Annotated in this window: 17 protein-coding genes; 10 read left to right on the top strand and 7 right to left on the bottom strand. The window is 49.1% G+C overall.

What is annotated here, in order from left to right; translation table 11 throughout:
* The first annotated feature begins 32 nt into the window (after nucleotides 1–32).
* The 3 genes from BRW63_RS10360 to bioF are packed head-to-tail and all read left to right on the top strand — an operon-like array spanning nucleotide 33 to nucleotide 2,112.
* Nucleotides 33–683, top strand: a complete 651-nt coding sequence (locus tag BRW63_RS10360) for a Uma2 family endonuclease (RefSeq protein WP_073070866.1) — start codon at nucleotides 33–35, stop codon at nucleotides 681–683.
* A 56-nt stretch (nucleotides 684–739) separates the two neighbouring features.
* Entirely contained in the window at nucleotides 740–961 is a 222-nt protein-coding gene (locus BRW63_RS10355; protein WP_073070864.1) for a hypothetical protein, read from the top strand.
* Complete coding sequence (bioF, locus tag BRW63_RS10350) at nucleotides 958–2,112, top strand: 8-amino-7-oxononanoate synthase (protein WP_073070862.1); 1,155 nt, start codon at nucleotides 958–960, stop codon at nucleotides 2,110–2,112. Before BRW63_RS10355 ends, bioF begins: the two co-directional genes overlap by 4 nt.
* A 133-nt stretch (nucleotides 2,113–2,245) precedes the next feature.
* Here bioF and dnaG read toward each other — a convergent pair whose 3' ends face one another.
* Nucleotides 2,246–4,162 (bottom strand): DNA primase, encoded by a 1,917-nt coding sequence (gene dnaG, locus BRW63_RS10345; RefSeq protein ID WP_073070860.1) that lies wholly within the window; start codon nucleotides 4,160–4,162, stop codon nucleotides 2,246–2,248.
* A 253-nt stretch (nucleotides 4,163–4,415) separates the two neighbouring features.
* Between dnaG and tftA the strand changes: the two genes are divergently transcribed.
* Nucleotides 4,416–5,840 carry a hormogonium tapered terminus morphoprotein TftA gene (gene tftA, locus BRW63_RS10340; RefSeq protein WP_073070858.1) on the top strand — a complete coding sequence of 475 codons (1,425 nt, stop codon included), beginning with the start codon at nucleotides 4,416–4,418 and terminating at the stop codon, nucleotides 5,838–5,840.
* A gap of 205 nt (nucleotides 5,841–6,045) precedes the next feature.
* Here the strand turns inward: tftA and BRW63_RS10335 are convergent, their stop codons facing one another.
* Entirely contained in the window at nucleotides 6,046–8,379 is a 2,334-nt protein-coding gene (locus BRW63_RS10335) for a serine/threonine-protein kinase (protein WP_073070857.1), read from the bottom strand.
* 537 nt (nucleotides 8,380–8,916) lie between these two features.
* Between BRW63_RS10335 and BRW63_RS10330 the strand changes: the two genes are divergently transcribed.
* The 4 genes from BRW63_RS10330 to BRW63_RS10315 all read left to right on the top strand — a co-directional run bounded on the left by BRW63_RS10330 (nucleotide 8,917) and on the right by BRW63_RS10315 (nucleotide 12,920).
* Entirely contained in the window at nucleotides 8,917–9,435 is a 519-nt protein-coding gene (locus tag BRW63_RS10330) for a LabA-like NYN domain-containing protein (RefSeq protein WP_073070962.1), read from the top strand.
* Between the two features lie 148 nt (nucleotides 9,436–9,583).
* The gene (locus tag BRW63_RS10325) at nucleotides 9,584–11,200 is read left to right on the top strand and encodes a 2-isopropylmalate synthase (protein WP_219898446.1); all 1,617 of its coding nucleotides are present in this window, start codon (nucleotides 9,584–9,586) and stop codon (nucleotides 11,198–11,200) included.
* Between the two features lie 73 nt (nucleotides 11,201–11,273).
* Nucleotides 11,274–12,074, top strand: a complete 801-nt coding sequence (locus BRW63_RS10320) for a class I SAM-dependent methyltransferase (RefSeq protein WP_073070855.1) — start codon at nucleotides 11,274–11,276, stop codon at nucleotides 12,072–12,074.
* A gap of 15 nt (nucleotides 12,075–12,089) precedes the next feature.
* On the top strand, nucleotides 12,090–12,920 hold the full coding sequence (locus BRW63_RS10315) for a carbohydrate ABC transporter permease (protein WP_073070853.1): 831 nt from the start codon (nucleotides 12,090–12,092) through the stop codon (nucleotides 12,918–12,920).
* 225 nt (nucleotides 12,921–13,145) lie between these two features.
* Here BRW63_RS10315 and BRW63_RS10310 read toward each other — a convergent pair whose 3' ends face one another.
* The 3 genes from BRW63_RS10310 to BRW63_RS10300 all read right to left on the bottom strand — a co-directional run bounded on the left by BRW63_RS10310 (nucleotide 13,146) and on the right by BRW63_RS10300 (nucleotide 17,698).
* Nucleotides 13,146–14,027 (bottom strand): glycosyltransferase family 2 protein, encoded by an 882-nt coding sequence (locus BRW63_RS10310; protein ID WP_181314369.1) that lies wholly within the window; start codon nucleotides 14,025–14,027, stop codon nucleotides 13,146–13,148.
* Nucleotides 14,028–14,170: 143 nt separating this feature from the next.
* Entirely contained in the window at nucleotides 14,171–16,630 is a 2,460-nt protein-coding gene (locus BRW63_RS10305) for an HD family phosphohydrolase (RefSeq protein WP_073070850.1), read from the bottom strand.
* A 180-nt stretch (nucleotides 16,631–16,810) separates the two neighbouring features.
* Entirely contained in the window at nucleotides 16,811–17,698 is an 888-nt protein-coding gene (locus BRW63_RS10300) for an ADP-ribosylglycohydrolase family protein (protein ID WP_073070848.1), read from the bottom strand.
* 267 nt (nucleotides 17,699–17,965) lie between these two features.
* Here BRW63_RS10300 and BRW63_RS10295 point away from each other — a divergent pair, with 267 nt between their 5' ends.
* Entirely contained in the window at nucleotides 17,966–18,652 is a 687-nt protein-coding gene (locus BRW63_RS10295; protein WP_073070846.1) for a peptidoglycan-binding domain-containing protein, read from the top strand.
* A 514-nt stretch (nucleotides 18,653–19,166) separates the two neighbouring features.
* Here BRW63_RS10295 and BRW63_RS10290 read toward each other — a convergent pair.
* A complete protein-coding gene (locus tag BRW63_RS10290) occupies nucleotides 19,167–20,033 on the bottom strand; it encodes a tRNA (5-methylaminomethyl-2-thiouridine)(34)-methyltransferase MnmD (protein WP_073070845.1) in 867 nt (288 codons plus the stop codon).
* Nucleotides 20,034–20,075: 42 nt separating this feature from the next.
* Here BRW63_RS10290 and BRW63_RS10285 point away from each other — a divergent pair, with 42 nt between their 5' ends.
* Entirely contained in the window at nucleotides 20,076–20,888 is an 813-nt protein-coding gene (locus tag BRW63_RS10285; protein ID WP_073070843.1) for a sulfurtransferase, read from the top strand.
* 184 nt (nucleotides 20,889–21,072) lie between these two features.
* Here the strand turns inward: BRW63_RS10285 and BRW63_RS10280 are convergent, their stop codons facing one another.
* Nucleotides 21,073–21,786, bottom strand: a complete 714-nt coding sequence (locus BRW63_RS10280; RefSeq protein ID WP_073070841.1) for an aspartate/glutamate racemase family protein — start codon at nucleotides 21,784–21,786, stop codon at nucleotides 21,073–21,075.
* Nucleotides 21,787–21,848: the final 62 nt, after the last annotated feature.

Below are 21,848 nucleotides of genomic sequence, written 5' to 3'. Positions count from 1 at the left end.
ACTAGAGGCAAGCTTGATCATGGGTGAGCAAAATGGTTCTCAGCAGTCAACCTGACACTCCTATCTTTCCGCCTGACGAGTTATTGAGCGACGAGCCACCTTTGGAAACGACTCGACACCTTAAACAGCTAATTTTGTTATTGACCTGTTTAGAACGGCTGTGGAACGATCGCACCAACTTCTTTGCAGGCGGCAATCTGAGCATTTATTACAGCATTCGTCAACGCAAATCTGAAGACGTGAGAGGGCCCGATTTCTTTGTTGTCTTAGACACTGAGCGGCGCGATCGTAAAAGCTGGGTCGTTTGGGCTGAAGATGGTAAATATCCTAACTTTATTCTTGAAGTTCTCTCCGACAGCACGGCTCAAGTCGATCGCGGCTTAAAAAAACAGTTATATCAAGATGTGTTTCGGACTCCTGACTATTTCTGGTTTCATCCCTACACGTTTGAGTTTAAGGGCTTTAAACTTAACTATCGTCACTATGAAGCGATCGAGCCAAACGATCGAGGCTGGCTTTGGAGTGATGAATTGCAACTATTTTTAGGGATCTTGAATGAGCAGCTACGGTTTTTTACGCCAGAGGGAGCGTTAGTTCTGACTCCTGAAGAAGCTGAAATTCAAGAGCGGCAACGCGCCGATCAGGCTGAAGCGCAAGCAGCCGTCTTTTTGAGAAAACTCTAAGAGCTAGGAATCGATCCGGCTGATTTATAAATTCACTAAATTAGGGAGAATGAGCAATGGCGATCGAACGCAGAATGTCTCGCAGTATGTTTTTGCCCAGTGAGGAAGTGGTGCTTCGTCAGGTGTGTTTTACGCCGGGAAGAGTGTTTCAGCCCGGAAAATACATCACTGGAGATTTACCGGATGTGGCGTTTGACATGGGCTTAGTCGATCGACTGCCACCCGTGCGCGGCAAAAACGCCGAAATACGACCCGATGAGCCACCGCAGGAATCATGACGAATGCCTACGCCTGGATTGATCAATCTCTCGCAACGATCCACAAGGCTGGCTGGCATCGCTCTATGACGACGATCGATCGCCCTGGCGCGATCGTGCAAATCGAGGGAAGATCATTTCTCAACTTTGCTAGTAATGATTATTTGGGATTGGCAGGAGACGATCGATTAATTCAAGCGGCGATTGCTGCAACGCAAACTTATGGAACGGGAAGCACTGGATCTCGGCTAATTACTGGACATCGCAAACTACATCGGGAATTGGAATGTGCGATCGCACGTCTCAAACAAACTGAAGATGCCATCGTCTTTAGTTCTGGTTACTTGGCAAACTTGGGAACGATCGCTGCGATCGTGGGCAAACGCGACTTGATTCTCTCCGATCAATACAACCATTCCAGTTTGAGAACTGGCGCGATCGTCAGTGGTGCAACTACTCTAAACTATGCTCACTGTGACCTGCAAGATTTGCGAACTAAACTCACGCAACAGCGTTCTCACTTTCAACGCTGCCTGATTCTCACTGACACTGTTTTTAGCATGGAGGGTGATCTTTGCCCATTGCCACAACTGCTCGATTTAGCAGACGAATTTAGCTGCATGGTGTTAGTCGATGAAGCACACGCAACGGGAGTCATGGGCAAAACGGGCGCAGGCTGCTTAGAACACTTTGGATGCACAGGACGATCGCTCATTCAAATGGGAACGCTGAGTAAATCATTAGGCAGCTTGGGCGGTTATGTGGCAGGCTCTACAACACTAATTGATTTTCTTCGCAATCGTGCCGCTAGCTGGATTTATACAACAGGGCTATCACCCGCAGACACAGCAGCCGCAATTGCCGCGATCGCGATTGTGCAACACGAGCCACAACGTCGAGAGAAACTCTGGCAAAACGTTGCATTATTCAAACAGTTAATCGAACAGCACTCTTTAGAACTTCTGCCGTCAGAGTCTCCGATCGTATGTTTGCAATTACCAGACATAGAAACCGCTTTACGAGTCGGGCAAACCCTCAAAGATGCTGGCATTTTTGCGCCTGCGATTCGTCCGCCAACGGTGCCAACTAGCCGCATTCGCGTGACGATCATGGCAACCCACGATCGTGAACATATTGAACAATTAGCAACCTCATTAAGTTGCGTTGTTTGATCCGATTACACGATGTTCAACCACCTCGTAGGGGTAGCGCCCCCGTGCCTACCCTAGATTCTGGGCAACCACGGGGGGATTGCCCCTACACCCAATCTCTATGCATCAACGGAAAATTTAGAGGTGGATAAAACTAGGATTCGCCTACGATCGGAACATTCACCAGATCTAAAAAATTCACCTCACGTTGGTGTCTGAGTTCTTGAATGCGTTTCACTTCCGATTGCCATTTTTGTTGATAATGGTGACCCAGTTCTGCATTGATGACGAGATCAGTCGTTTTCCACAAATCTAAGAAATGGCGGCGGCGCTTTTCGCACATGACTTCTTCAATCGCAGCGGCGGCAGACCGAATGCCTAATTCAGCGCGGAGAATGTCGCGTTCGGTTTTCTCATTGAGTTCAAACAGCGCATAGACTTGCGTCATCTCTCTCGGAAAGTCAGTGCAGCGATCGCGTAACAGCGACAGCAAATCAAGGGACTGTTGACCTTGATCAGATCGTTCGACATCCAAAATTTGCCGCCACAAAAATCGGTGATGAGACAGGCTAAACTCTAAGTCTTGAGCCTCTAACGCCTCGACGATCACGCCTCGATGTGAGGGGGAATGGAGATAAAGTCTGAGCAGCAGCGCCTCTGATTCTTCGAGAAGGGTGCGTTCTCCAGGCGTTTGCCATTTCTGAGATCGTCCGTGCCAGCGTTGACCCCGCACCTGAAGCCGCAAATCTTCTTCGATTTGTTGCAGCATCCGACTGTTGCCCTGGCTCAAAAGCTCGGCGCAACGATGAATATAGTGAGTGCGAATGGTGGGATTGGGCAGATTGCCTAACAGCGTCACCATTTCGACTACCACTAGCTGAAACTGGTCTGACTGCTTTAAATCTTTGCCGACCAGCGCTTGCTGAATTTGCCAGTCAACCAATAGGGGCGCGTCATCTAAGAGATCTTGATAGCTTGCAGCCGAGTGAGCTTTGAGAAAATCATCGGGATCTTTACCATCAGGAATACTCAAAACCCGCAGTTGCATTTCGCCTTGATAGGCCAGCGACACCACTTTTCCAACCGCTTGTTCAACGGCTTGCACACCCGCACGATCAGCATCCAAGTTAAAGATAACTCGATTAGAGTCGGTGTATTTAAACAGTTGTTTAGCTTGACCAATGCTCAAGGCAGTGCCTAACGAGGCAACCGCATTGGTGATTTTGCCCGCGTGTAGGGCAATCACATCAAAATAGCCCTCCACCACGACGGCTTGATCTTGTTTAGCGATCGTGGCCCGCGCTTTATCTAAACCATAAAGTGTGTTGCCTTTGTCAAATAACTCTGTTTCGGGTGAGTTGAGATATTTGGGCTGTTCGTCACTCAAAGTCCGACCGCCAAAGGCGATGACCCGCCCCTGCAAATCGAGAATGGGAATCATCAAACGATCGCGGAAGCGATCGTAATAACCGTCTCCGGTCTTGCGCGGCACGATTAATCCGGCTTGTTCAACCAGCGCAACGGGATAGTGCTTTTGTTCAACCAAATAACCGTAGAGCGTTTCCCAGCCGCCCGGAGCATAGCCGAGTTGAAACTGCTGGATCGTGGCTTGGTTGAGATGACGATCGTTCTGCAAATACTCCAGTGCGGCTTTTCCCTGGCTCTGATTGAGCGCGTGTTCATAAAATCGTGCCGTTAATGCCAAAATCTCATAAAGCTGTTCTCTCACCGAGAGTTGACGCTGTAACTCTTGCCGTTGTTCGGGTTCTAAAGTTTGAACTGCGACCTGATAGCGCTTTGCTAAATCAAGCACGACTTCACTAAACGATCGCTTACCCAACTCCATCAAAAACTTAATCGCGTTGCCGCCTGCCCCACAGCTAAAGCAATAATAAAACTGCTTGCTAGGGCTGACGCTAAAGCTAGGCGATTTGTCGTCATGAAAAGGGCACAACCCCACGAAGTCTTTGCCCTGTTTTTTAAGCACGACATGCTCAGAAACAATATCAACGATATCGAGTCTCTGTTTGACTTGTTCGATCGTGTCTGGGTGGAGACGAGGGACGTTCATAGTGATAGAGATCCGGCTCAGAGAAAATCGGCTACCCTGGTTCTTGGTGCATGAAGTTTAACAGGTATTTTGCGATCGATTCGCAAAGCAACGCTCAATCTTGTAGTACTCAAGTACTCTATTTTTAACAAGAATTAGAAAAATCAACCACTACGACTTTGGAGGAATCACTTTATAAGATATAAGTTTTAAGCGACGGATTTTGAGTTACAAGTTTTAAGCGACGTTTCACAACCACTATCACAGATATCCGATGGGACGAATCTTTCTTTCAGCCGGGCACGGCGATCGCATCAATGGCGTAAGTGAGCCGGGAGCCATTATTGCCGGAACCACCGAAGCCAGAGAAATGATCATGACTCGCGATCTCGTGGTGGCAGAGTTGCGATCGCGCGGGGCAGAAGTCTTGTCAGTGCCCGACGAACTCAGCCCTCGCGCCACTTATGAATGGATTAATTCACGAGGTAGCCGCACTGATGTGGCGCTAGAAATTAGGGCCAACGCGTATTCAGATCCCTCAGTTCGGGGGGCAACGGTTTACTATATTGCCAACAATAACGAGCGCAAAAGTCACGCTGATTTGGTGCTGCGATCGCTGGTGCGCCGCGTTCCCCAACTGCCGAGTCGAGGCATTCAACCCGACACCGCGACTCCGTTGGGCAGTCTGGGGTTTTGTCGTCAACTTGTGCCGCCAGCGCTGCTGATGGAAGTGGGGTTTCTCACCAACTCTGACGATCGCCTGATCTTGCAAAATCAACGCCGTGACCTCGCTGCGGGCATCGCAGACGGTCTGATCACCTGGAGTCGAACCGTCTCAGGGCTTGTTCCAACACCGACCCTGACTTCAACGCTGACTTCAACGCCGACTCCAACGTCAACTCTAGCCTCGACTGCAATTTATGAAGAGATCGCCATCAACTTAAATGGTCAAATCTACGGCGAAAAGGGGATTCTCGTCAGTGGCAGTGCTTTTATCCCGATCGATCTGTCTGATAAGTTAGGGATTGACTTATCAACCGACCCAAACACGCGTCGCATCAACTATCGAGGCGTAGTGTTTGTTAGAGCCGTTGACCTGCGAACCTACAACGTCGTCGTCGGCTGGGATATTCCATCGCGAACGGTGATGCTGCGATCGATTCTCAGAATTTGTGCGGGTTCTATCGATCGAATTATGAGTCCAGGTGCCACAACCGAAGCGAATCTCAGCTTATTTCTTAAAAACAACAATGCGGCGGCTCTGACTCAGTTTCCAGACATTGCCAAGCTTTATCGAGAAGAATGCATTGGTGAAGGCGTAAATGGCATTGGTGAAGGCGTAAATCACGATATCGCCTTTTCTCAAATGTGTTTAGAAACGGACTTTTTGCGCTTTGGGGGGATAATCAAGCCCAGTCAAAACAATTTTGCAGGGCTAGGCGATGTGGCAGGCACTCCCGCCGGGGCCTCCTTCCCCAGTGCTCGTATCGGGGTCAGAGCGCACATTCAGCTTCTCAAAGCCTATGCCAGCACTGCCCCGATCGTTAAAGAGATCGTGAATCCTCGATTTAACTTTGTGACGCGTGGGGTTGCACCGCTCGTCGATCAGCTAAGTGGACGCTGGGCAGCCGACTTGCAATATGGAGCGAAAATCACAGCGATTTTAAGACGACTTTACGAGTCGGCACAAATCTTATGAGCAGGTTTCGGGTTCAGATCAACGTGAATTCGATGAAGCTTTTCGCTGCGGTTGCAAATCCAGGCTGTCCTCTAAATCCCCCAAAATTGGGAGACTTCAAGCCACAATTTCCGGCTCAAAGTCACCCAGAATAGGGGATTTAGGGGGCTGAAGTGCTGAAGAACGAAGCGAAAGAACTGATCTGATTTCGGATCAAGCCCGAACGCTACTTAGCAGGTGGCTCGGTGGGCGGCACCTCTCCTGAGCCAAATGTTTCAGGCCAGGCTCGCGTTTCGATCGTGATGTCTTCTGCAATCTCAGGCACAATAAAAAGCTCCTGGTTGAGCTGCAAGGTCGTGAAATTAGAGAGCTTTTTCAACGCTTGCAGGGTTTCGATCGCCGATTGATAGCGCTTGGTCGAATCGTAGCGCACCATTTTAGACAACACGTTTGCCAGCCCTCGACTGACCAGGGCTTTATCCTCCCACCGAATTTCTCCCGTTTGAGAATCGGGCTTTAGCTGGCTGGGGGGCAACCCGGTCAAAGCCTGAATACCCATCATGCCCACCGCATAGATATCACTGTTGTGCTGAGGTTTGCCCGCCGCTTGCTCAGGAGCCATATAGCCCTGAGTGCCAATGCCGATCGTCAAATTGTTGCTAGTGTCTTCGGCTGCTAGTTTGCTGTACTGATCTTTAACGGCTCCAAAATCAATCAAAACGAGTTGGCTATCTGCTTGACGACGAATAATGTTGCTAGGCTTAATATCACGGTGAATCACCTTTTCACCGTGAACAAAGCTGAGAATCTCCAGCAATTCTTTCAAGATATCGACAACTCTGGCTTCAGGAAGCTGTCTCCCCAGCGAAAGTTCTTCGCTCAACGAGTGCCCAGGAATATATTCTTGCACTAGATAAAATTCTCCATCCTCCTCGAAATAAGCCAGCAAACGAGGAATTTGTTCATGTCTGCCCAACCGCTCTAGGGCTTCTGCCTCGCGATCGAACAATCGTCTCGCCAATTTCAAATGATGAGGATTGCTGGTGGCAGGGCTGAGTTGTTTGACGACGCACTGCGGACTCTGGGGACGTTTAATATCTTGGGCAATATAGGTTTCACCAAAGCCACCGTGACCCAAAATTTGAGTGATTTTATAGCGCCCACCCAGGGTTTTGTTGGCGAGTTCGAGTTCTCGTTCTCGCAGCAGGTCTTCGCGATCGCTGCGCTGACTCATCATTTCGATGGTTCTCGCCGAGCGCTTGACTTCTTGGCTGATCCGCTTGTTGCGTTGGTTGATCAGATGCCCCGATGCAGAGCCAGTCAGCCAATAAGACACGCCGACTAGCCCGATCGCGCCGATCGGCACCGCCATTGGCAAAATCACCAACCCACTGCCAAAGGCCACATAGCAAGCGCTACCCCAGCCTAGCCCCATCACCCCTGCCCAAAACAACCGAAACAGGGGTCGTCTGGCTCGACTTAGCAATAGCCCAGCCACAAAGATCACCAGCAGCACTAGCCCGCCTGCCATCGCCGGGTCGGCAAACGCTTCGCGGATGGATCGATCTTGCAGCAGGGTGGCGATCGCGTTGGCGTGAATTTCGACTCCTGACATTTCACCCATAGGCGTGAGGTGAAAATCTGGATTCGATTTTGTGATCACGCCAATCAGCACAATTTTGTCTTTGAAATACTTTCCCTTTTGGAGATACTCGCTGTTCCAATTCTCAGGCGAGATCACGTTCCAAAACGAGACGGGCTTAAAGGTGTTAGCGCCGCCATAAAAGAAAATATTGTCTCCTTGGGGCTGTGAATATTTGAGCTTCGTCGCTTGTAAGGCAGCTTCAGCTAACGATGGCACTTTAGCAGATTTAATAATTTCCGCTTCTTGGGCAGGCAGCTTTTCTAGAAATCGACTTCCCAAAAGATGGATGCGATCGTTGGGTTCTGACAAGAAGTTGGTAAACCCGATCGGATTCAGTTCGCTTTGAAACGGCGTATAAGGCAAGCTGAGGTTAGACTGCTCTCCCTGACGGCTGTCGCCTTGCACAAACTTTGCCGATAGAGCGATTTGCCCTTCATAGCGTTGCAGAACAGTTTGTAGCTGTCGATCGTCGTATGAGACAATTCCTGCATCATAGTTACTGTAGCCGTAGCTGCTGGGCAGATCCCACAAGACATCGGCAACGACCGCCTTTGCCCCGGCTTGCATCAGCTTATCGATCGCTTCTGCATAGATGGCGCGTCGCAGTGGCAGGCTTGAGAGTTGCGCGATCGATTCTTCGTCGATCGCTAAGATCACAATCTGGCTCGGTGGCGGAACCGTACCTCGCACTTTGAACAGTAGGCTCTGTGCCTGTCGCTCCAACACTTGCACCGATGCCGGGTTTGAAGCCGTCAGCGCTGCCGCTGCGATCGCCCACGCCACCATCAAAATGTGTCCTAAGCGATCAAATCTAAACCTGGGGCTGTAGTGTTCGGGTCGGGTGGTGTCGTTTACAAGCGTGGGTTGACCCTGGGTTAGGGGTTCTGTGAGAGGCTTTGACGGCTTTTCGGGCATGTCTTGTCTAGCAATAGGAACTACTCATCGCGCGGCTTAACTGCACCTGCTATGGAGAATTGCCATCTCCATCCCTACGATAATAGTACTCACTCTTTACCTTCACGGTTTTTGAAATATTTGTGATAATTAAATGAACCTAAATCTGTCTTATAGGTGAGGAATCCCATTTATGACTCAGAGTTCACTTTATAAAGATCATCATTAAGAGTTGCTATGAATCGTGACTTTAAATAACAGGAGAGTTTAAGAAAAACCAAATTAGCTCAGTCATCTATCTGCGGCGCTAAAGCTTTTCATTTCTAAAAACGTCTACCTTTAGACAGTCTTAGACGGGTCGAGTTATTCAATCGGGGATCAGTTGTGCGATCGAGTCTGATTAGGGGAGAACTCTGGGTCAAGGTTTAACTACAGAGCCGTTCAAACTGCCGAGAGGATTAATACTTGAAGCGTTATTCTCAGCAACCGACTGGTTTTGCGTTGCTAGAATTAATTATTCCAATTTTGATTCTACAATTTATAGGTCTTAAATTATCTATGCATTACTCCATGAACCGTCTCTCTATTTTTGTAGACGGAAACAATATGTTCTATGCTCAACAAAAGAATGGGTGGTTTTTTGACCCTAAACGAGTGCTGGAATACTTCGTTAGTGAACGAGAGATCGAGTTAGTCAATGCCTTCTGGTACACCGGGCTGAAAGATCCTCAAGATCAAAGAGGCTTTCGAGATGCGTTGATTAGCCTCGGTTACACGGTTAGAACTAAAATTCTTAAAGAATATTACGACGACACTTCGGGTCGCTATTCACAAAAGGCCAATCTCGATATTGAAATTGTGGTGGATATGTTTAACACCGTTGAGCAGTACGATCGGGTGATTCTGTTTAGCGGTGACGGCGATTTTGAACGAGCGATCGAACTGCTGCGCTCTAAAAGCACTCATATCACCGTAGTGTCAACCGAAGGAATGATCGCGAGAGAATTGCGAAATGTTACCGATCGCTACATCGACCTCAACGACATTCGCCCTCAGATTGAAAAAGCCGATTACTGAAAGCAACCTTCCCCAGTTCGTCATCCATCGACAGTCTTAAAGTAGATTCGCATACTAGAATAGATTTTAAGATTGCGACCCGATGCGATCGCTATTTTTTGCATCTCTGAGGTTTCAATCCATTATCCACTACTCAACTATTTGAGCCATGAACGTGCCATCTCAACCCGACCAGATCATCATTTTTGATACGACTTTGCGCGATGGGGAACAGTGCCCCGGAGCCACCCTCAACGTCGATGAGAAGCTGGCGATCGCTCGGCAACTGGCGCGACTTGGCGTAGATGTGATTGAGGCGGGTTTTGCCTATGCCAGCCCTGGCGATTTTGAGGCAGTTCAGCGCATTGCCAAAGCCGTTGGCACCGAAGACGGCCCGATTATTTGCAGTTTGGCGCGGGCAATTTCGGCTGACATCAAAGCGGCGGCTGAAGCCCTAAAACCTGCCGCCCATGCCCGAATTCACACCTTTATCTCAACCTCGGATATTCACCTCGAATATCAGTTAAAGAAGACCCGATCGGAAGTGTTAGCGATCGCCGAAGAAATGGTCGCTTATGCAAAATCGTTTGTGACCGATGTCGAATTTTCACCGATGGATGCGGCGCGGTCTGATCCAGGGTTTTTATATCAGGTGTTAGAACGCGCGATCGCAGTTGGCGCAACGACGATCAACATTCCCGATACGGTGGGCTATCTGACCCCGAGCGAGTTTGGCGACATGATTCGCGGCATTAAAGAAAACGTGCCCAATGTCGATCAGGCAATCATTTCTGTCCACGGTCACAACGATTTGGGGTTAGCGGTTGCCTGTTTCCTCGAAGCGGTGAAGAATGGCGCACGACAGCTAGAATGCACGATCAACGGCATTGGCGAACGAGCCGGAAATGCTGCCCTCGAAGAGTTGGTGATGGCGCTGCACGTCAGACGGCAATATTTCAACCCATTTTTGGGTCGCCCTGTTGAGTCAGACACGCCGCTAACTCGCATCAATACTCAGGAAATTTATAAAACGTCTCGCTTGGTGTCCAACTTGACTGGAATGTTGGTGCAGCCCAATAAAGCGATCGTCGGTGCCAATGCGTTTGCTCACGAGTCGGGCATTCACCAAGACGGAATGCTGAAAAACAAGCACACCTACGAGATTATGGATGCTCAGTCGATCGGGCTGACCAGCAATCAGATTATTCTCGGCAAGCATTCAGGGCGCAACGCCTTTCGCACTCGATTGAAAGAATTGGGCTTTGAGTTAGGTGACAACGAGCTAAATAAGGCGTTTATTCGCTTTAAAGATTTAGCCGACAAGAAAAAAGAAGTCACCGATTGGGATCTGGAATCGATCGCCAATGACGAAGTTCAGCAAGTTCCCGAATTGTTTCGGTTAGAAATGGTGCAGGTGTCTTGCGGCGATCGCGCTTATCCAACCGCAACGATCAGGCTGAGAAATCCGCAAGGCGAAGAACTCACCGATGCCGCGACCGGAACCGGCCCAGTCGATGCAGTTTATAAAGCGATCAACCGCGTTGTGAATGTGCCCAACCAGTTGATCGAGTTCTCGGTGCAATCGGTCACTGCGGGGATTGATGCGATCGGAGAAGTGACGATTCGATTAAAGTATGGCGATCGTATTTTTTCAGGTCACGCAGGCAACACCGATATCATTGTGGCATCGGCTCAAGCTTACGTAAATGCGCTAAATCGTCTCTATGCAGCGTTGCAGTCAGCTTCTAGTGAGCAGATGGCTGAGGAAATCGTTGAGACTCGATAAAGCGGCATCGATTTAGAATTAGTGCTACTTTATGGGGTGACATCTTGTCCACCCCTTATTTTTGTGAGGCGCTATGCAAGAAGACGTGTTACGTAAAGAGCAAGACTTTCACGATCGTTGGGCCAGCACGATCGATGTCGATGGCATTCGAGTTGCTGACTATTTTGAAGCCTGCACTGCCCCTGAAAATCGATTTATTCTCCGGCAGTTGGGCGATGTGAATGGTAAATATTTGCTCGATCTCGGCTGTGGGGCTGGAGAAAACAGCGTTTATTTTGCCCTGCTCGGTGCGCGCTGTGTGGCAACTGACTATTCGCCTGGAATGGTTGAGGTAGCGCTAAAATTAGCAGAAATGAATGGCGTGCAGATCGAAGGGCGAACGATTAACGCAATGGCAATTGATTTCCCTGATGACACATTTGATATTGTCTATGCCTCTAATCTGCTACATCACATTCCTAATCCTGAAATGACGCTTAAAGAAATGCACCGAGTGCTAAAGCCGGGAGGAAAGGCCTGTTTTTGGGACCCGCTTAAGCACAATCCGGTGATTAATGTCTATCGTCGCATGGCAACCGAAGTCAGAACCGAAGATGAAGCCCCGCTCGATATTAATCTGGTGAACTACATCCGATCGCTCTACTCTAAAACCAACTACGACACTTTTTGGATTGCGACGCTGTGGATCTTTCTACAGTTCTACCTAATCGAGAAAGTCAACCCAAACCAAGAGCGCTATTGGAAGAAGATTATTCTTGAACAGGCGCGGCTCGAAAAAACCTATCTGCGCTTAGAGAAGCTGGATAAAGGGCTGAAAAAACTGCCATTGATGAAGCGGTTAGCCTGGAATCTAGCCGTCGTCGCCACCAAATAGATCACATTGCAACGGATGAAACAACGTCAGATTTGGAAATCGCTGCTCAACTATGGTTTGTTGAGCACGATCGCTTTTTTCATGCTCATTCCGCTGGTTTGGCTCGTCAGCACGTCGTTTAAATCTCCGTCTGAAGACATTTTTCAGTTTCCGCCGCAGTTGTTGCCGAGCCAGCCCACTTTTGAGAATTTTGTCACCGTTTGGCAAAGTAATCCGTTTGGGCGTTATTTATTCAACAGCACGATCGTGTCCGTGTTAACAGTCGCATTGAATCTATTATTTTGTTCACTAGCTGCCTATCCGTTAGCAAGATTGTCTTTTAAAGGGCGAGAAGTTATCTTTAGCGCGATCGTAGCCACGATTCTCATTCCATTTCAGATTGTGATGATTCCCTTGTATGTTCTAGCGGTGCAGTTGGGATTGCGAAATAGTTATTTGGGAGTGATCTTTCCAGCGATCGCGTCTGCGTTTGGCATCTTTCTATTACGACAGGCATTTCAAGGAGTTCCTAAAGAGTTAGAAGAAGCCTCACGCATGGATGGCTGCTCGGATCTAGGCGTATGGTGGCACATCATGTTGCCGTCCATCCGTCCAGCGTTGGTGACGTTATCGATTTTTGTGTTTATCGGTTCTTGGAGTGATTTCCTTTGGCCCTTGATTGTGTTGGATCGCCCAGAGCTATACACACTGCCGTTAGGAGTCGCCAACTTAGCCGGAACCTTTACGCTAGATTGGCGATTGATTGCGGCGGGATCGGTGATCTCGATCGTGCCCATTCTCCTGTTCTTCGTGGCGATGCAGCACTACATCGTGCCTTCTGAAACCGGAAGCGGCGTGAAAGGATAGGGAAAAATCATCTCGCGGCATGAGTAGATTAGACCTCCTGCATGAATCCGGGAACGCCCCCTAAATTCCCCATTTTGGGGAATTTAGGGGGCACAAGCCGACCCAAACAGAGCGAGATCCGATCGCAGTTTATATCGAGAATTTTATTCATGCAGGAGGTCTATTCAGTCTTACTTCACGATTCTATGCAGAGATACAATTTCAGCCAGTTTTGCAGGGTTATGATTACCCCAGATTGGAAGGTTGTTCTGGTTTACGCTGCTCCGGTTTTCTGGGGCGAGGCTGTTTTGGCAAGAAATAGAGCCAATTTTTTAACTTGGTTAAATAGCGCAGCACAGTGCCAAAACACTGAAGTCGCTCAAGGGGAGTAATGGGTGCTTTGAGCAAAGCTCTCACAAAGCTGACCGAGCCACGTTCCCAAAACATATTTCGTTTACGATCACCGCTCTGCCACAATTGACGAGCTTTTGCCGAGGGAAGACAGGTTGATTGCTTGAGGTGAAATCGTCGAAAGAATAACGGCTCAGGAATTTGCATAAAGCGTCCCTGTAAACTTAGCTCGGCTAGCATCACGCGATCGCTGCCATAGTGACTCCCTTGAGGCTGAACACGGCGAAGATTTTCTGAGCGAATCAATCCAAAAATCTCGTAGCACCAAAATGTTTGCAGCACGATCGCAGCAAAGCGCTCCGACGCACTCCAAGCATCTAGATGACGAGGACAGTCACGCTTGGGAGGTTGTTCGTTTCCTGCCCAATCGATGCGTCCTACATCAGACGAACACAAAACCACAGACGGATTATTATCTAAAACTTCCACACACCGTTCTAGAAACATTGGCGCACAGAGGTCATCGTGGGCTGCCCACTTAAAATAGTTGCCTCGCGACATCTGAAATACAGCATTGAAATTTGCGGCTGCACCCATGTTGTGAGCGTTGCGATAGTAGCAAATTCGGACATCTTTGGCAGCGTAGGCTTGGCAAATTTCAGGGGTGCGATCGCTAGAGGCGTTATCCGCCAGAATGATCTCAAAATCAGTAAATGTTTGAGCCAAAAGCGACTCTAAAGCAGCTTCTAAAAAATCTTCGCCGTTAAAAACAGGCATTCCGATCGACACAAGAGGTAGATTGCCTTGCATATAGGTTGTATGACTGGCAGAAGGGCTTAATCTAATTAATTATCTACTCACCTCCTAATGATTTGAGTGAATTCAGGGTGCAGTTTCAATATTTTTTTGATAAGAAATCGCTATTTTGCAGTCAGCTTTGGGTAGGCAATGCGTTGGTGGTTTGATTGTTGCCAAACTTGGACAAAGATTTGAGCGATCGTGTCCATCTCTTCTCGCGTCAAACCCGTCTCGGCGAGTTGCCCGTCTTGCCATCGGGCGCGCAAAATTTTGTTAATCATATTCAGCGCATCTTCAGGCGTGGCATCTTTGAGCGATCGCAGCGCCGCCTCACAAGAATCTGCAACCATCACGATCCCCGTTTCGCGTGACTGAGGAGCCGGCCCCGCATAGCGAAAATCGTCATCGTTGACCGATTTAGTTGGGTCTTGCTGTAAGATCTGCTGCGCCTGATGATGAAAGTAACTGATCAGCATCGAACCCTGATGCTCTGGAATAAAAGCCTGAACGACTTTCGGCAATCGGGCTTTACGCGCCATCACAATGCCCTCAGTGACGTGCTTTCTAATAATCGCCGCACTCTTCCAGGGGTCGTTAATCAGATCGTGTTTGTTGGGCCCGCCCATCTGGTTTTCGATAAAGCCTTGCGGGTCGTGCATCTTGCCGATGTCGTGGTAGAGCGTTCCCGTTCTCACGAGTTCTACGTTGCAGCCTAATTCTCTTGCGGCGGCTTCGGCGAGTGTGGCAACAAATAGCGTGTGCTGGAAGGTTCCGGGTGTTTCTGCTGCTAGTCGTTTGAGTAAAGGACGGTTAGGATTTGCCAGTTCGACTAAGCGAATGGTAGTAACTAAATCAAACAGATTTTCGAGATAGGGACTTAGCCCGATCGCGACTATACTCCATGCCAAACCCAACAGCGCATAGATTGCTGTCGCTCCTAAAAGCCCATACCAAACCATCCCCGATGCCACGCTGAGAATCAGAAACAGGACACCTTGAGTCAACCCAACCGCAACGCCTAATAGGGCAAGTTCTTCGCGCGATCGCAGCCTGCCGCCAAAAAAGGCAGCCAGCAAACCACCTGCAACACTGGGCAACCAATGACTGACTCCGATCGTCATGCCCATCGGCAACAGCCCGCTCAAAAGCCCAGTCAGGGTTAACGCCATCGTAGACCCATAGAAAGTGCCCATCAGCAGCCCGATCGCAGGCAAGTTGGTAGACGGAACGCCCAGCGTCACGAGCAGCGGCGTAGTCAGCGTCAGCAGCCATACGAGAACATAATCTCGATTTCGCAAGCCCTTGACGTGAAATCGCTGATCGACAAACCAAAACAACACCACTGCCCCACTCACCACCACCCCAAACGTGATGAAACCGAGCCAATTAGTGCCTCTGAGACTGAGATTAAACGAGTCGAGTAGCACAAATTCTCGTTGAGTGATAGTCTGCCCCGCACCGACAATCACTTCGCCCTGCCGGACTGAGATCACCTCTGGCTGCACCTCTTGAGCGGCTTGCTCTGCTTTAAGCTTGCTTTGCTCTTCATCTTTGATGAGGTTGGGTTGCAGCGTCGTCAGCAGCAGTCTGGCAGCGATCGCCCTCAACTCTGGCGCAATGCCGACCTGAGTTTGCAGATTGACGGCGTTTTCTAGCAGACTTTGGGGCAATCCCGGCGAGATGCCCTGGGCAAGAATGCGATCGTTCACTTGAGTGATTTGAAGCTGCAACTGCTCCCAGTCAAAATCAGACAAGTCTAAAAAAGCAGCGTCATAAAGATCGCCAAATTGAGCCGTCGTCGGCTCTTTGAGGGTCGCGATCGCGGCAGCATAAAGTCGGCGAGCTTCAGTCACTTTATCGAGCAACGCGGCAAGATTTTGAGGCGTGCCCGATCGACGATAGTTTTGTAACTCTGCGATTGCTTGACCTTGAGCGGGATTAGCGATCGGCGTTTTGGGGAAGTTTGGAACGGCAGGTTTGCCAGGAACTTGTTTAATCGGAGCTTTTTCTTGCAAAGCGGCTAAGACTCCTCGCCATTCGCCTTCTTCGACCTTTCGCAGATAGCGTTGGGTTTGTGCTGAAAGTGTTTTGCTATCCACAAATGGATATGCCCCCGCCAATTGCCGAAAGGTGTTGCCCCGCCCAAAGGCAGCTTGTAGATCTTGATGAATTTGATCGTTAATTCGTGAATCTGCCATCAAAACGGTGACGGCGATCGTGCGGGCCGCTTTGCGTTTTTCTTCGGTCGCTTTAGTGTCGATGACGTTTGCATCGGCAGGCGCGTGAATGGTCTGAGACGAAACTTTGCCGACGCTTAACTGCGGTTGATTATAAAACCGTTGCCCAAAGGCGCTCGTGATCGAAATGACCGTGATTGCAATGACGATCGTCGGATGCACCCCTTCTCGAAAGCTGAGTCGTTTTCGCAGACGTTTGCTGCCCTGAGACAGATTTGCCGAGGCTGGAATCGAAGACAGGATCAAGCGCGGCAACCCCGAATTTAACGCCTTCTGCTGCAAAGATTTGCCAGAACTGATGCATATCTGTTGAATTCGTCGGGTCAAAGACTGAAAAGATCGCATAGATGCTGACGGGTGGGGTGATGCGGAACAGCCAAATCGACAGAGTTGAGACGAAGCGTTGATTGAATCGACTGTAATGTAAGTGTCTTATGGAATAGCTTCTCTCCTCTAGACTTCACATTTTATCTGCATAATTCAACTATAAAAATTCACTCAAGAAATATTTAGTATGACTGGCAGCTACATGGCTTTTCTGATCACTTGCGGAGCCGCGATCGCCGCAATTTGCCTAAATTCTTTTGAGGAGGTTAGAGGATTATAAACACCAGACCAGCTTGCAAGTAAGCAATTTGCCAGCTCTAAAAGGTCGGGCTGGGTGACAATTTGCTCAGAAGGGGTTTTCCAAGAGTCAAGCGCTAACTGCCACTCGATCGGAATGCCACTCATGCTGTTAAATGCGCCAGACAATGCGCCCGTCAGCGCACCCACAATCGGCGATCGAGTGCCCGTCTGCGCGGCTCTCAATAAGGCTAGTCGCAGATCATGAGGAGTGCTGAGAAAACAGTAAAACGCCAGCCCGATCGTTTCGTCATTGTCTGAATTTGTGGTCAGCCGATTGAGGGCGGTTTCTAGCCCTGCTTGCTCATCGAGCAGTCTCTGAACTTGCTCAAGCTGATCAATGCTAGCAGTCTCGGCTCGGCTTTGAGATTTGAGATAGGTAATAATTGTGAGAATCAGAGTCAGGGGATCGAGCTTTTCTTGCAGAGCCTCGGCGATCGCGCATCCCACCGCAAAGCTTTCTTGCTGGGCGATCGGCGATCGCTGCCACGCCACCTGGTTTAGCGTTTGCCCCAATTTCAAGCGGTCTTCGTGAAAAAACAATGCGACGGGCAAGAGCGCAATAATAGTTTCTCCCGCCGTTTTTGGCATCGGTTCCTCACAAAATTCAAGCGCGTCGAATCGGTTGTGCTGAAGAAACTGCTGAGTATAGAACTGAGTCAGGGTCGCCCATCGAAGTTTGGGCTGAGCCTTTCTATTAGGATGTTGAAGAGGATGAAGCCCGATGGTTTCTCCTAAAACTGCCCCTAACAGGGTTGCTTGAAATCGATGCAGAAGCGCGTATTGCATGAGGTTGATTTGTGAACGTGTAGGGGCATGGCATGCCGTACCCTCTCGCAATCGATCGTTCGATCGCAATTGTTTTTAAAACCAGGATTAGACAACACAAAGTGATGGGTTCTTTCACAATTTCAGTAGTGGACTAAACGCTCCAATCGTCATATATAGCACTGTTGATGCCAAGTGTTTCGATTTCTCCCCTACATTTAGTTAGTTTATCGCTTAAAATAATTTTGTTTAGAATCACGTCTACAATTCTGCTGAGGGTCAAGTCTCATGGATCGATGCCCGATCAATGCCCCGAAAGCCAGCACTATTTCACGCTGGTGGATATTTTGTGGCGCATTCGGTTTAGTGTGCTTGGGTAGTTTGAACGCTCAAAGCGTTGCCAGTGCTGAGAGCCGCGCTTTAACTCTATCGCAAGCCCCCACCCTAGAGCGTCCTAATTCTGTTGCTGCGAGTGAGGGAACGGGTCGATCGACTCTGCGATCGGGCAGTCGTGGCGCTGATGTGAACGAGCTTCAAGCTACCCTGAGACTGCTAGGATTCTACGATGGCGCAGTAGACGGCTTTTTTGGAGACACTACCGTTGCGGCGGTTGGGCGATTTCAAGAAGCTGCCGGGTTGGGCAAAGATGGCGTTGTTGGCCCTGCCACCTGGGAGCGCTTGTTTCCCCCTGATCCGATCGCGCCGACTCCGAGCGTTACGCCTCGCGCCCCTTTGCCTCGATCGAGCGAAACGGCTCCCACTTCTGCCACCTTTCCCATTCTCAGAAAAGGCATGAGCGGCGAAGCAGTCAGAGGATTGCAGGAGCGACTGCGATCGCTGGGCTTATTTGAGAGCGCAATAGACGGCGCGTTTGGTGAAGCAACCGAAGCCGCAGTTAAGGCAGCTCAACGCAAATATCAGCTTGATGCCGATGGAGTGGTCGGGCCCGGAACCTGGAGTGCAATTTTGCGCTAAAACGAGGTTTTGTCGTTGATTATTTCGTCTGATTAACTGATATAAACTTTATAAAACAATCGCGCTTCAGTTCTGATTTGGTGCTAACTTAAATGTAGACACAAAGGAAGCAAAGCGCTTCTCTAAATAAAAACTTTCGATTAAGGCTTGTGTCTCCTGCTTTAATCAAATCGCAGAGCCTGATTCTATTGGTCACGATTTCAAAGATTAGCTTTAGGTGGTCTCACTTCACTTCAGATTTAATTATTTGAGACTCAAAAACCTAACTAAAAGTGCAGCCTGAATTGGCTGAGAAACTGATCAATAAGCGGTGTTATTGCGAAGTCAACCCTACTTTATCTTTTGTTGATTGAACACCCGCTACGATCGATTAACCTACTGCTCTTATAAGGATCTAGCCATTTTCCGCTAGATCCTTTAACGTTTAAATAGGTGAATTATATAGCAATTCTATTTCAGTCATAAGAGTGGGACAGGCTTCCAGTCTATACGGGCACGATGCCCATCCCACAATTCATTTAGGATTGCTATATAACCAACGTTTTTTCCAGTGAGAGGTCGGCTCTAAAGAAGAAGTTTTTTGCTCCACTTCGCGACGCTGGAGAATAGTTGCCGCTGAATCACGCAACGATCGATCGCGATAAGGAATCGCCGCACGAGTGTGTAAATGCTCCTGTTCTTGCAGCGAGAGAGCCGGAAGAACCATCGACTCAGCAGCGCTTTTGCAGGCAACTGTTCCGGGCGATCGCCGCCCCACTGGGTAAGTCGAGCCAATCTTAAACTCGGCAGCGATTAAAGTAGCGCGAACTGCGGCAGCACATGAATAAGTCGCTAACTTGCCATCAGATTTTAAGCAACGAGCTACGATCGTCAGAAATTCCACCGTCCACAACTGGGGACAATGAGGCGGAGAAAATGGGTCGAGAAACACCGCATCAAAGGGTTGGGCGATCTGCTGTAGAGTTTGACGGGCATCTCCTAACCAGAGTTGAGCGCTGAAATGCGAACTTTGAACCTCGAAATTTAGCGCTAATGCTGCGAGAGCTTGCCGAACTTTGGGGTGCCAACTGCTAAAAAGTTGGTGAGCGATCGCGGCTTGCGGCACCGTCCCATCGATCTCTAACCCAATCACTTCGACTCGACAGTCTGGGTTAACGCGCCAAATTGCCTCTAGTGCAGCCGCCGTGTTGTAGCCCAGTCCATAACAAATGTCGAGCAGTCTAAGCTGAGGGCGAGTTGCTTTTTCGATTAACTGCGTCGGTTCAACAAACTTGCAGATCGCTTCTTGACGAGCACCATAACGACTGTGAAAGGTTTCTCGATAATCAGTTGAGAAAAAAGTAAAAGAACCATCGGCAGTTAACTCTGGCGTAAACGACATCGCTTTAAAATGACCGAGTAGCGTTATTGCGAGTGTAGATCAATGTTTGACACGATCGTTTCAGCAGATTGGTTGCAGCACCATTTAGACGATTTGCAGGTGACGATCGTCGATTGTCGGTTTTCGCTCACAGAGCCAGAATTAGGACGGCAGCAGTATGAGACCGGGCACATTCCGGGGGCATATTATTTAGACTTGAATCGGGATTTATCCAGCCCAGTGGCGCGACATGGAGGACGGCACCCGCTCCCCGATCTCGAAGACTTGGCGGCAAAACTTTCAGACATGGGCATTACAAACTCTACGCAAGTAATTGTTTATGATGATTCTCGCTTGGCATTTGCGGCTCGTTTGTGGTGGCTGTTGCGCTATTTAGGACACGATCGCGTCGCGGTTTTAGACGGTGGTTTTCAAAAATGGCGAGCAGTTGGATATCCGATCTCACAGGTGCAGCCCGATCGCAAATCAGGACACTTTATTCCGCAGCCTCGATCGCAGTGGATTGTGGACATCGACGCGGTGAAAGCCCGAAAAGATTTACCCAATGTTGCATTAGTTGACTCTCGTGAAGGAGAGCGCTATCGAGGTGAAAAAGAACCGATCGATCCGATCGCGGGGCACATTCCCGGAGCCGCTAATTATCCCTGGCAAGACGTGACTGACGCAAATGGTTTTGTGCGGTCTGCAAAAGAACAACGCGATCGCTGGTCAACACTGCAATCGGCGGATGAGATTTTGGTCTATTGTGGGTCAGGGGTGACAGCTTGTGTGAATTTGTTATCTTTGGCGATCGCAGGCATCGACACCGGAAAGCTCTATGCAGGTAGCTGGAGTGATTGGTGTTCTTATTCATAACTAGTGCGGGCATTCTGAATAGACCTCCTGCATGAATAAAATTCCCGACGTAAACCACCCTTAGAACTCGCACCCTAACCTCCAATTCTGGGGAACTGGAGTTCAAAGTCCCTCAGAATTGGGGGATTTAGGGAGCAGAAGTTGCTGACAACAAAGTGAAAAAACTCGTCGAACTGACCTTAAATTAACGAAACATACCTAAATAAGATTTGGATGTTGGATATGCCAAGTCGCCCACCTTGCTGGTTCCCAACCCTAAACCCACTAAAGCTTCCACGAATTTGACTGCCGCACTGACCCCATCAATGACAGGAATCCCTAATTCTTGACTTAGTTGTGTCGGTAAATCAGCCATGCCGCCACAGCCCAGCACGATCGCGCCACAACAGTCTTCTTCTAGCGCCAAACGACACTCTTGTAAAATTGCAGTTCTCGCATCGGTGGTTTCTAAATTCAATACGGGCAGGTCGATCGCCCGAACCTTGTGACAAAACTTCGTCATCCCATAGTTATCGACTAGATGTTGAGCGATCACCCGTGTCCGTCCCAAAGTTGTAACAATAGAAAACCCGGTAGAGACGAAACTGGCAGCGTGCATAGCGGCTTCAGCAATTCCTAACACGGGGCCCTTTGCTAACTCCCGCGCTGCTAACAGACCCGGATCGCCAAAGCAAGCAATTACGTATCCATCCATGCCCTCTGCTTCGCCTCTGCGAATTTCATCCAGCACTCCAACTACACTCAAAGCCTCGTCGTAATGTCCTTCGATCGCGGCAGGCCCAAACTCTGGGTTACAAACAATGATCTGAGTTTCAGAGCTGGCAACCGATCTTGCGACAGCACCGATCTTCTCAGTCATACTGGTAGTTGTGTTTGGGTTAATGACTTTAATTTTCATAGTGATACCAATTTAATTTGTGAATGCGACAAATCCGCATGAGGGCATGGCACGGCCGTGCC

Origin of the sequence: Phormidesmis priestleyi ULC007 (genome assembly GCF_001895925.1) — a bacterium.
Classification (GTDB): domain Bacteria; phylum Cyanobacteriota; class Cyanobacteriia; order Leptolyngbyales; family Leptolyngbyaceae; genus Phormidesmis_A; species Phormidesmis_A priestleyi_A.
This window is presented reverse-complemented; position numbering and strand designations above follow the sequence as displayed.

Excerpts from the sequence above, each read along its gene's own strand:
- BRW63_RS10320 (WP_073070855.1), top strand. The coding sequence starts at position 11,274 with ATGCAAGAAGACGTGTTACGTAAAGAGCAAGACTTTCACGATCGTTGG.
- BRW63_RS10325 (WP_219898446.1), top strand. The coding sequence starts at position 9,584 with ATGAACGTGCCATCTCAACCCGACCAGATCATCATTTTTGATACGACT.
- BRW63_RS10285 (WP_073070843.1), top strand. The coding sequence starts at position 20,076 with ATGTTTGACACGATCGTTTCAGCAGATTGGTTGCAGCACCATTTAGAC.
- BRW63_RS10355 (WP_073070864.1), top strand. The coding sequence starts at position 740 with ATGGCGATCGAACGCAGAATGTCTCGCAGTATGTTTTTGCCCAGTGAG.
- BRW63_RS10295 (WP_073070846.1), top strand. The coding sequence starts at position 17,966 with ATGGATCGATGCCCGATCAATGCCCCGAAAGCCAGCACTATTTCACGC.
- BRW63_RS10330 (WP_073070962.1), top strand. The coding sequence starts at position 8,917 with ATGCATTACTCCATGAACCGTCTCTCTATTTTTGTAGACGGAAACAAT.
- tftA (WP_073070858.1), top strand. The coding sequence starts at position 4,416 with ATGGGACGAATCTTTCTTTCAGCCGGGCACGGCGATCGCATCAATGGC.
- BRW63_RS10300 (WP_073070848.1), bottom strand. The coding sequence starts at position 17,698 with ATGCAATACGCGCTTCTGCATCGATTTCAAGCAACCCTGTTAGGGGCA.
- bioF (WP_073070862.1), top strand. The coding sequence starts at position 958 with ATGACGAATGCCTACGCCTGGATTGATCAATCTCTCGCAACGATCCAC.
- BRW63_RS10310 (WP_181314369.1), bottom strand. The coding sequence starts at position 14,027 with ATGCCTGTTTTTAACGGCGAAGATTTTTTAGAAGCTGCTTTAGAGTCG.
- BRW63_RS10360 (WP_073070866.1), top strand. The coding sequence starts at position 33 with ATGGTTCTCAGCAGTCAACCTGACACTCCTATCTTTCCGCCTGACGAG.
- BRW63_RS10315 (WP_073070853.1), top strand. The coding sequence starts at position 12,090 with ATGAAACAACGTCAGATTTGGAAATCGCTGCTCAACTATGGTTTGTTG.
- BRW63_RS10335 (WP_073070857.1), bottom strand. The coding sequence starts at position 8,379 with ATGCCCGAAAAGCCGTCAAAGCCTCTCACAGAACCCCTAACCCAGGGT.
- BRW63_RS10280 (WP_073070841.1), bottom strand. The coding sequence starts at position 21,786 with ATGAAAATTAAAGTCATTAACCCAAACACAACTACCAGTATGACTGAG.
- BRW63_RS10290 (WP_073070845.1), bottom strand. The coding sequence starts at position 20,033 with ATGTCGTTTACGCCAGAGTTAACTGCCGATGGTTCTTTTACTTTTTTC.
- BRW63_RS10305 (WP_073070850.1), bottom strand. The coding sequence starts at position 16,630 with ATGCGATCTTTTCAGTCTTTGACCCGACGAATTCAACAGATATGCATC.
- dnaG (WP_073070860.1), bottom strand. The coding sequence starts at position 4,162 with ATGAACGTCCCTCGTCTCCACCCAGACACGATCGAACAAGTCAAACAG.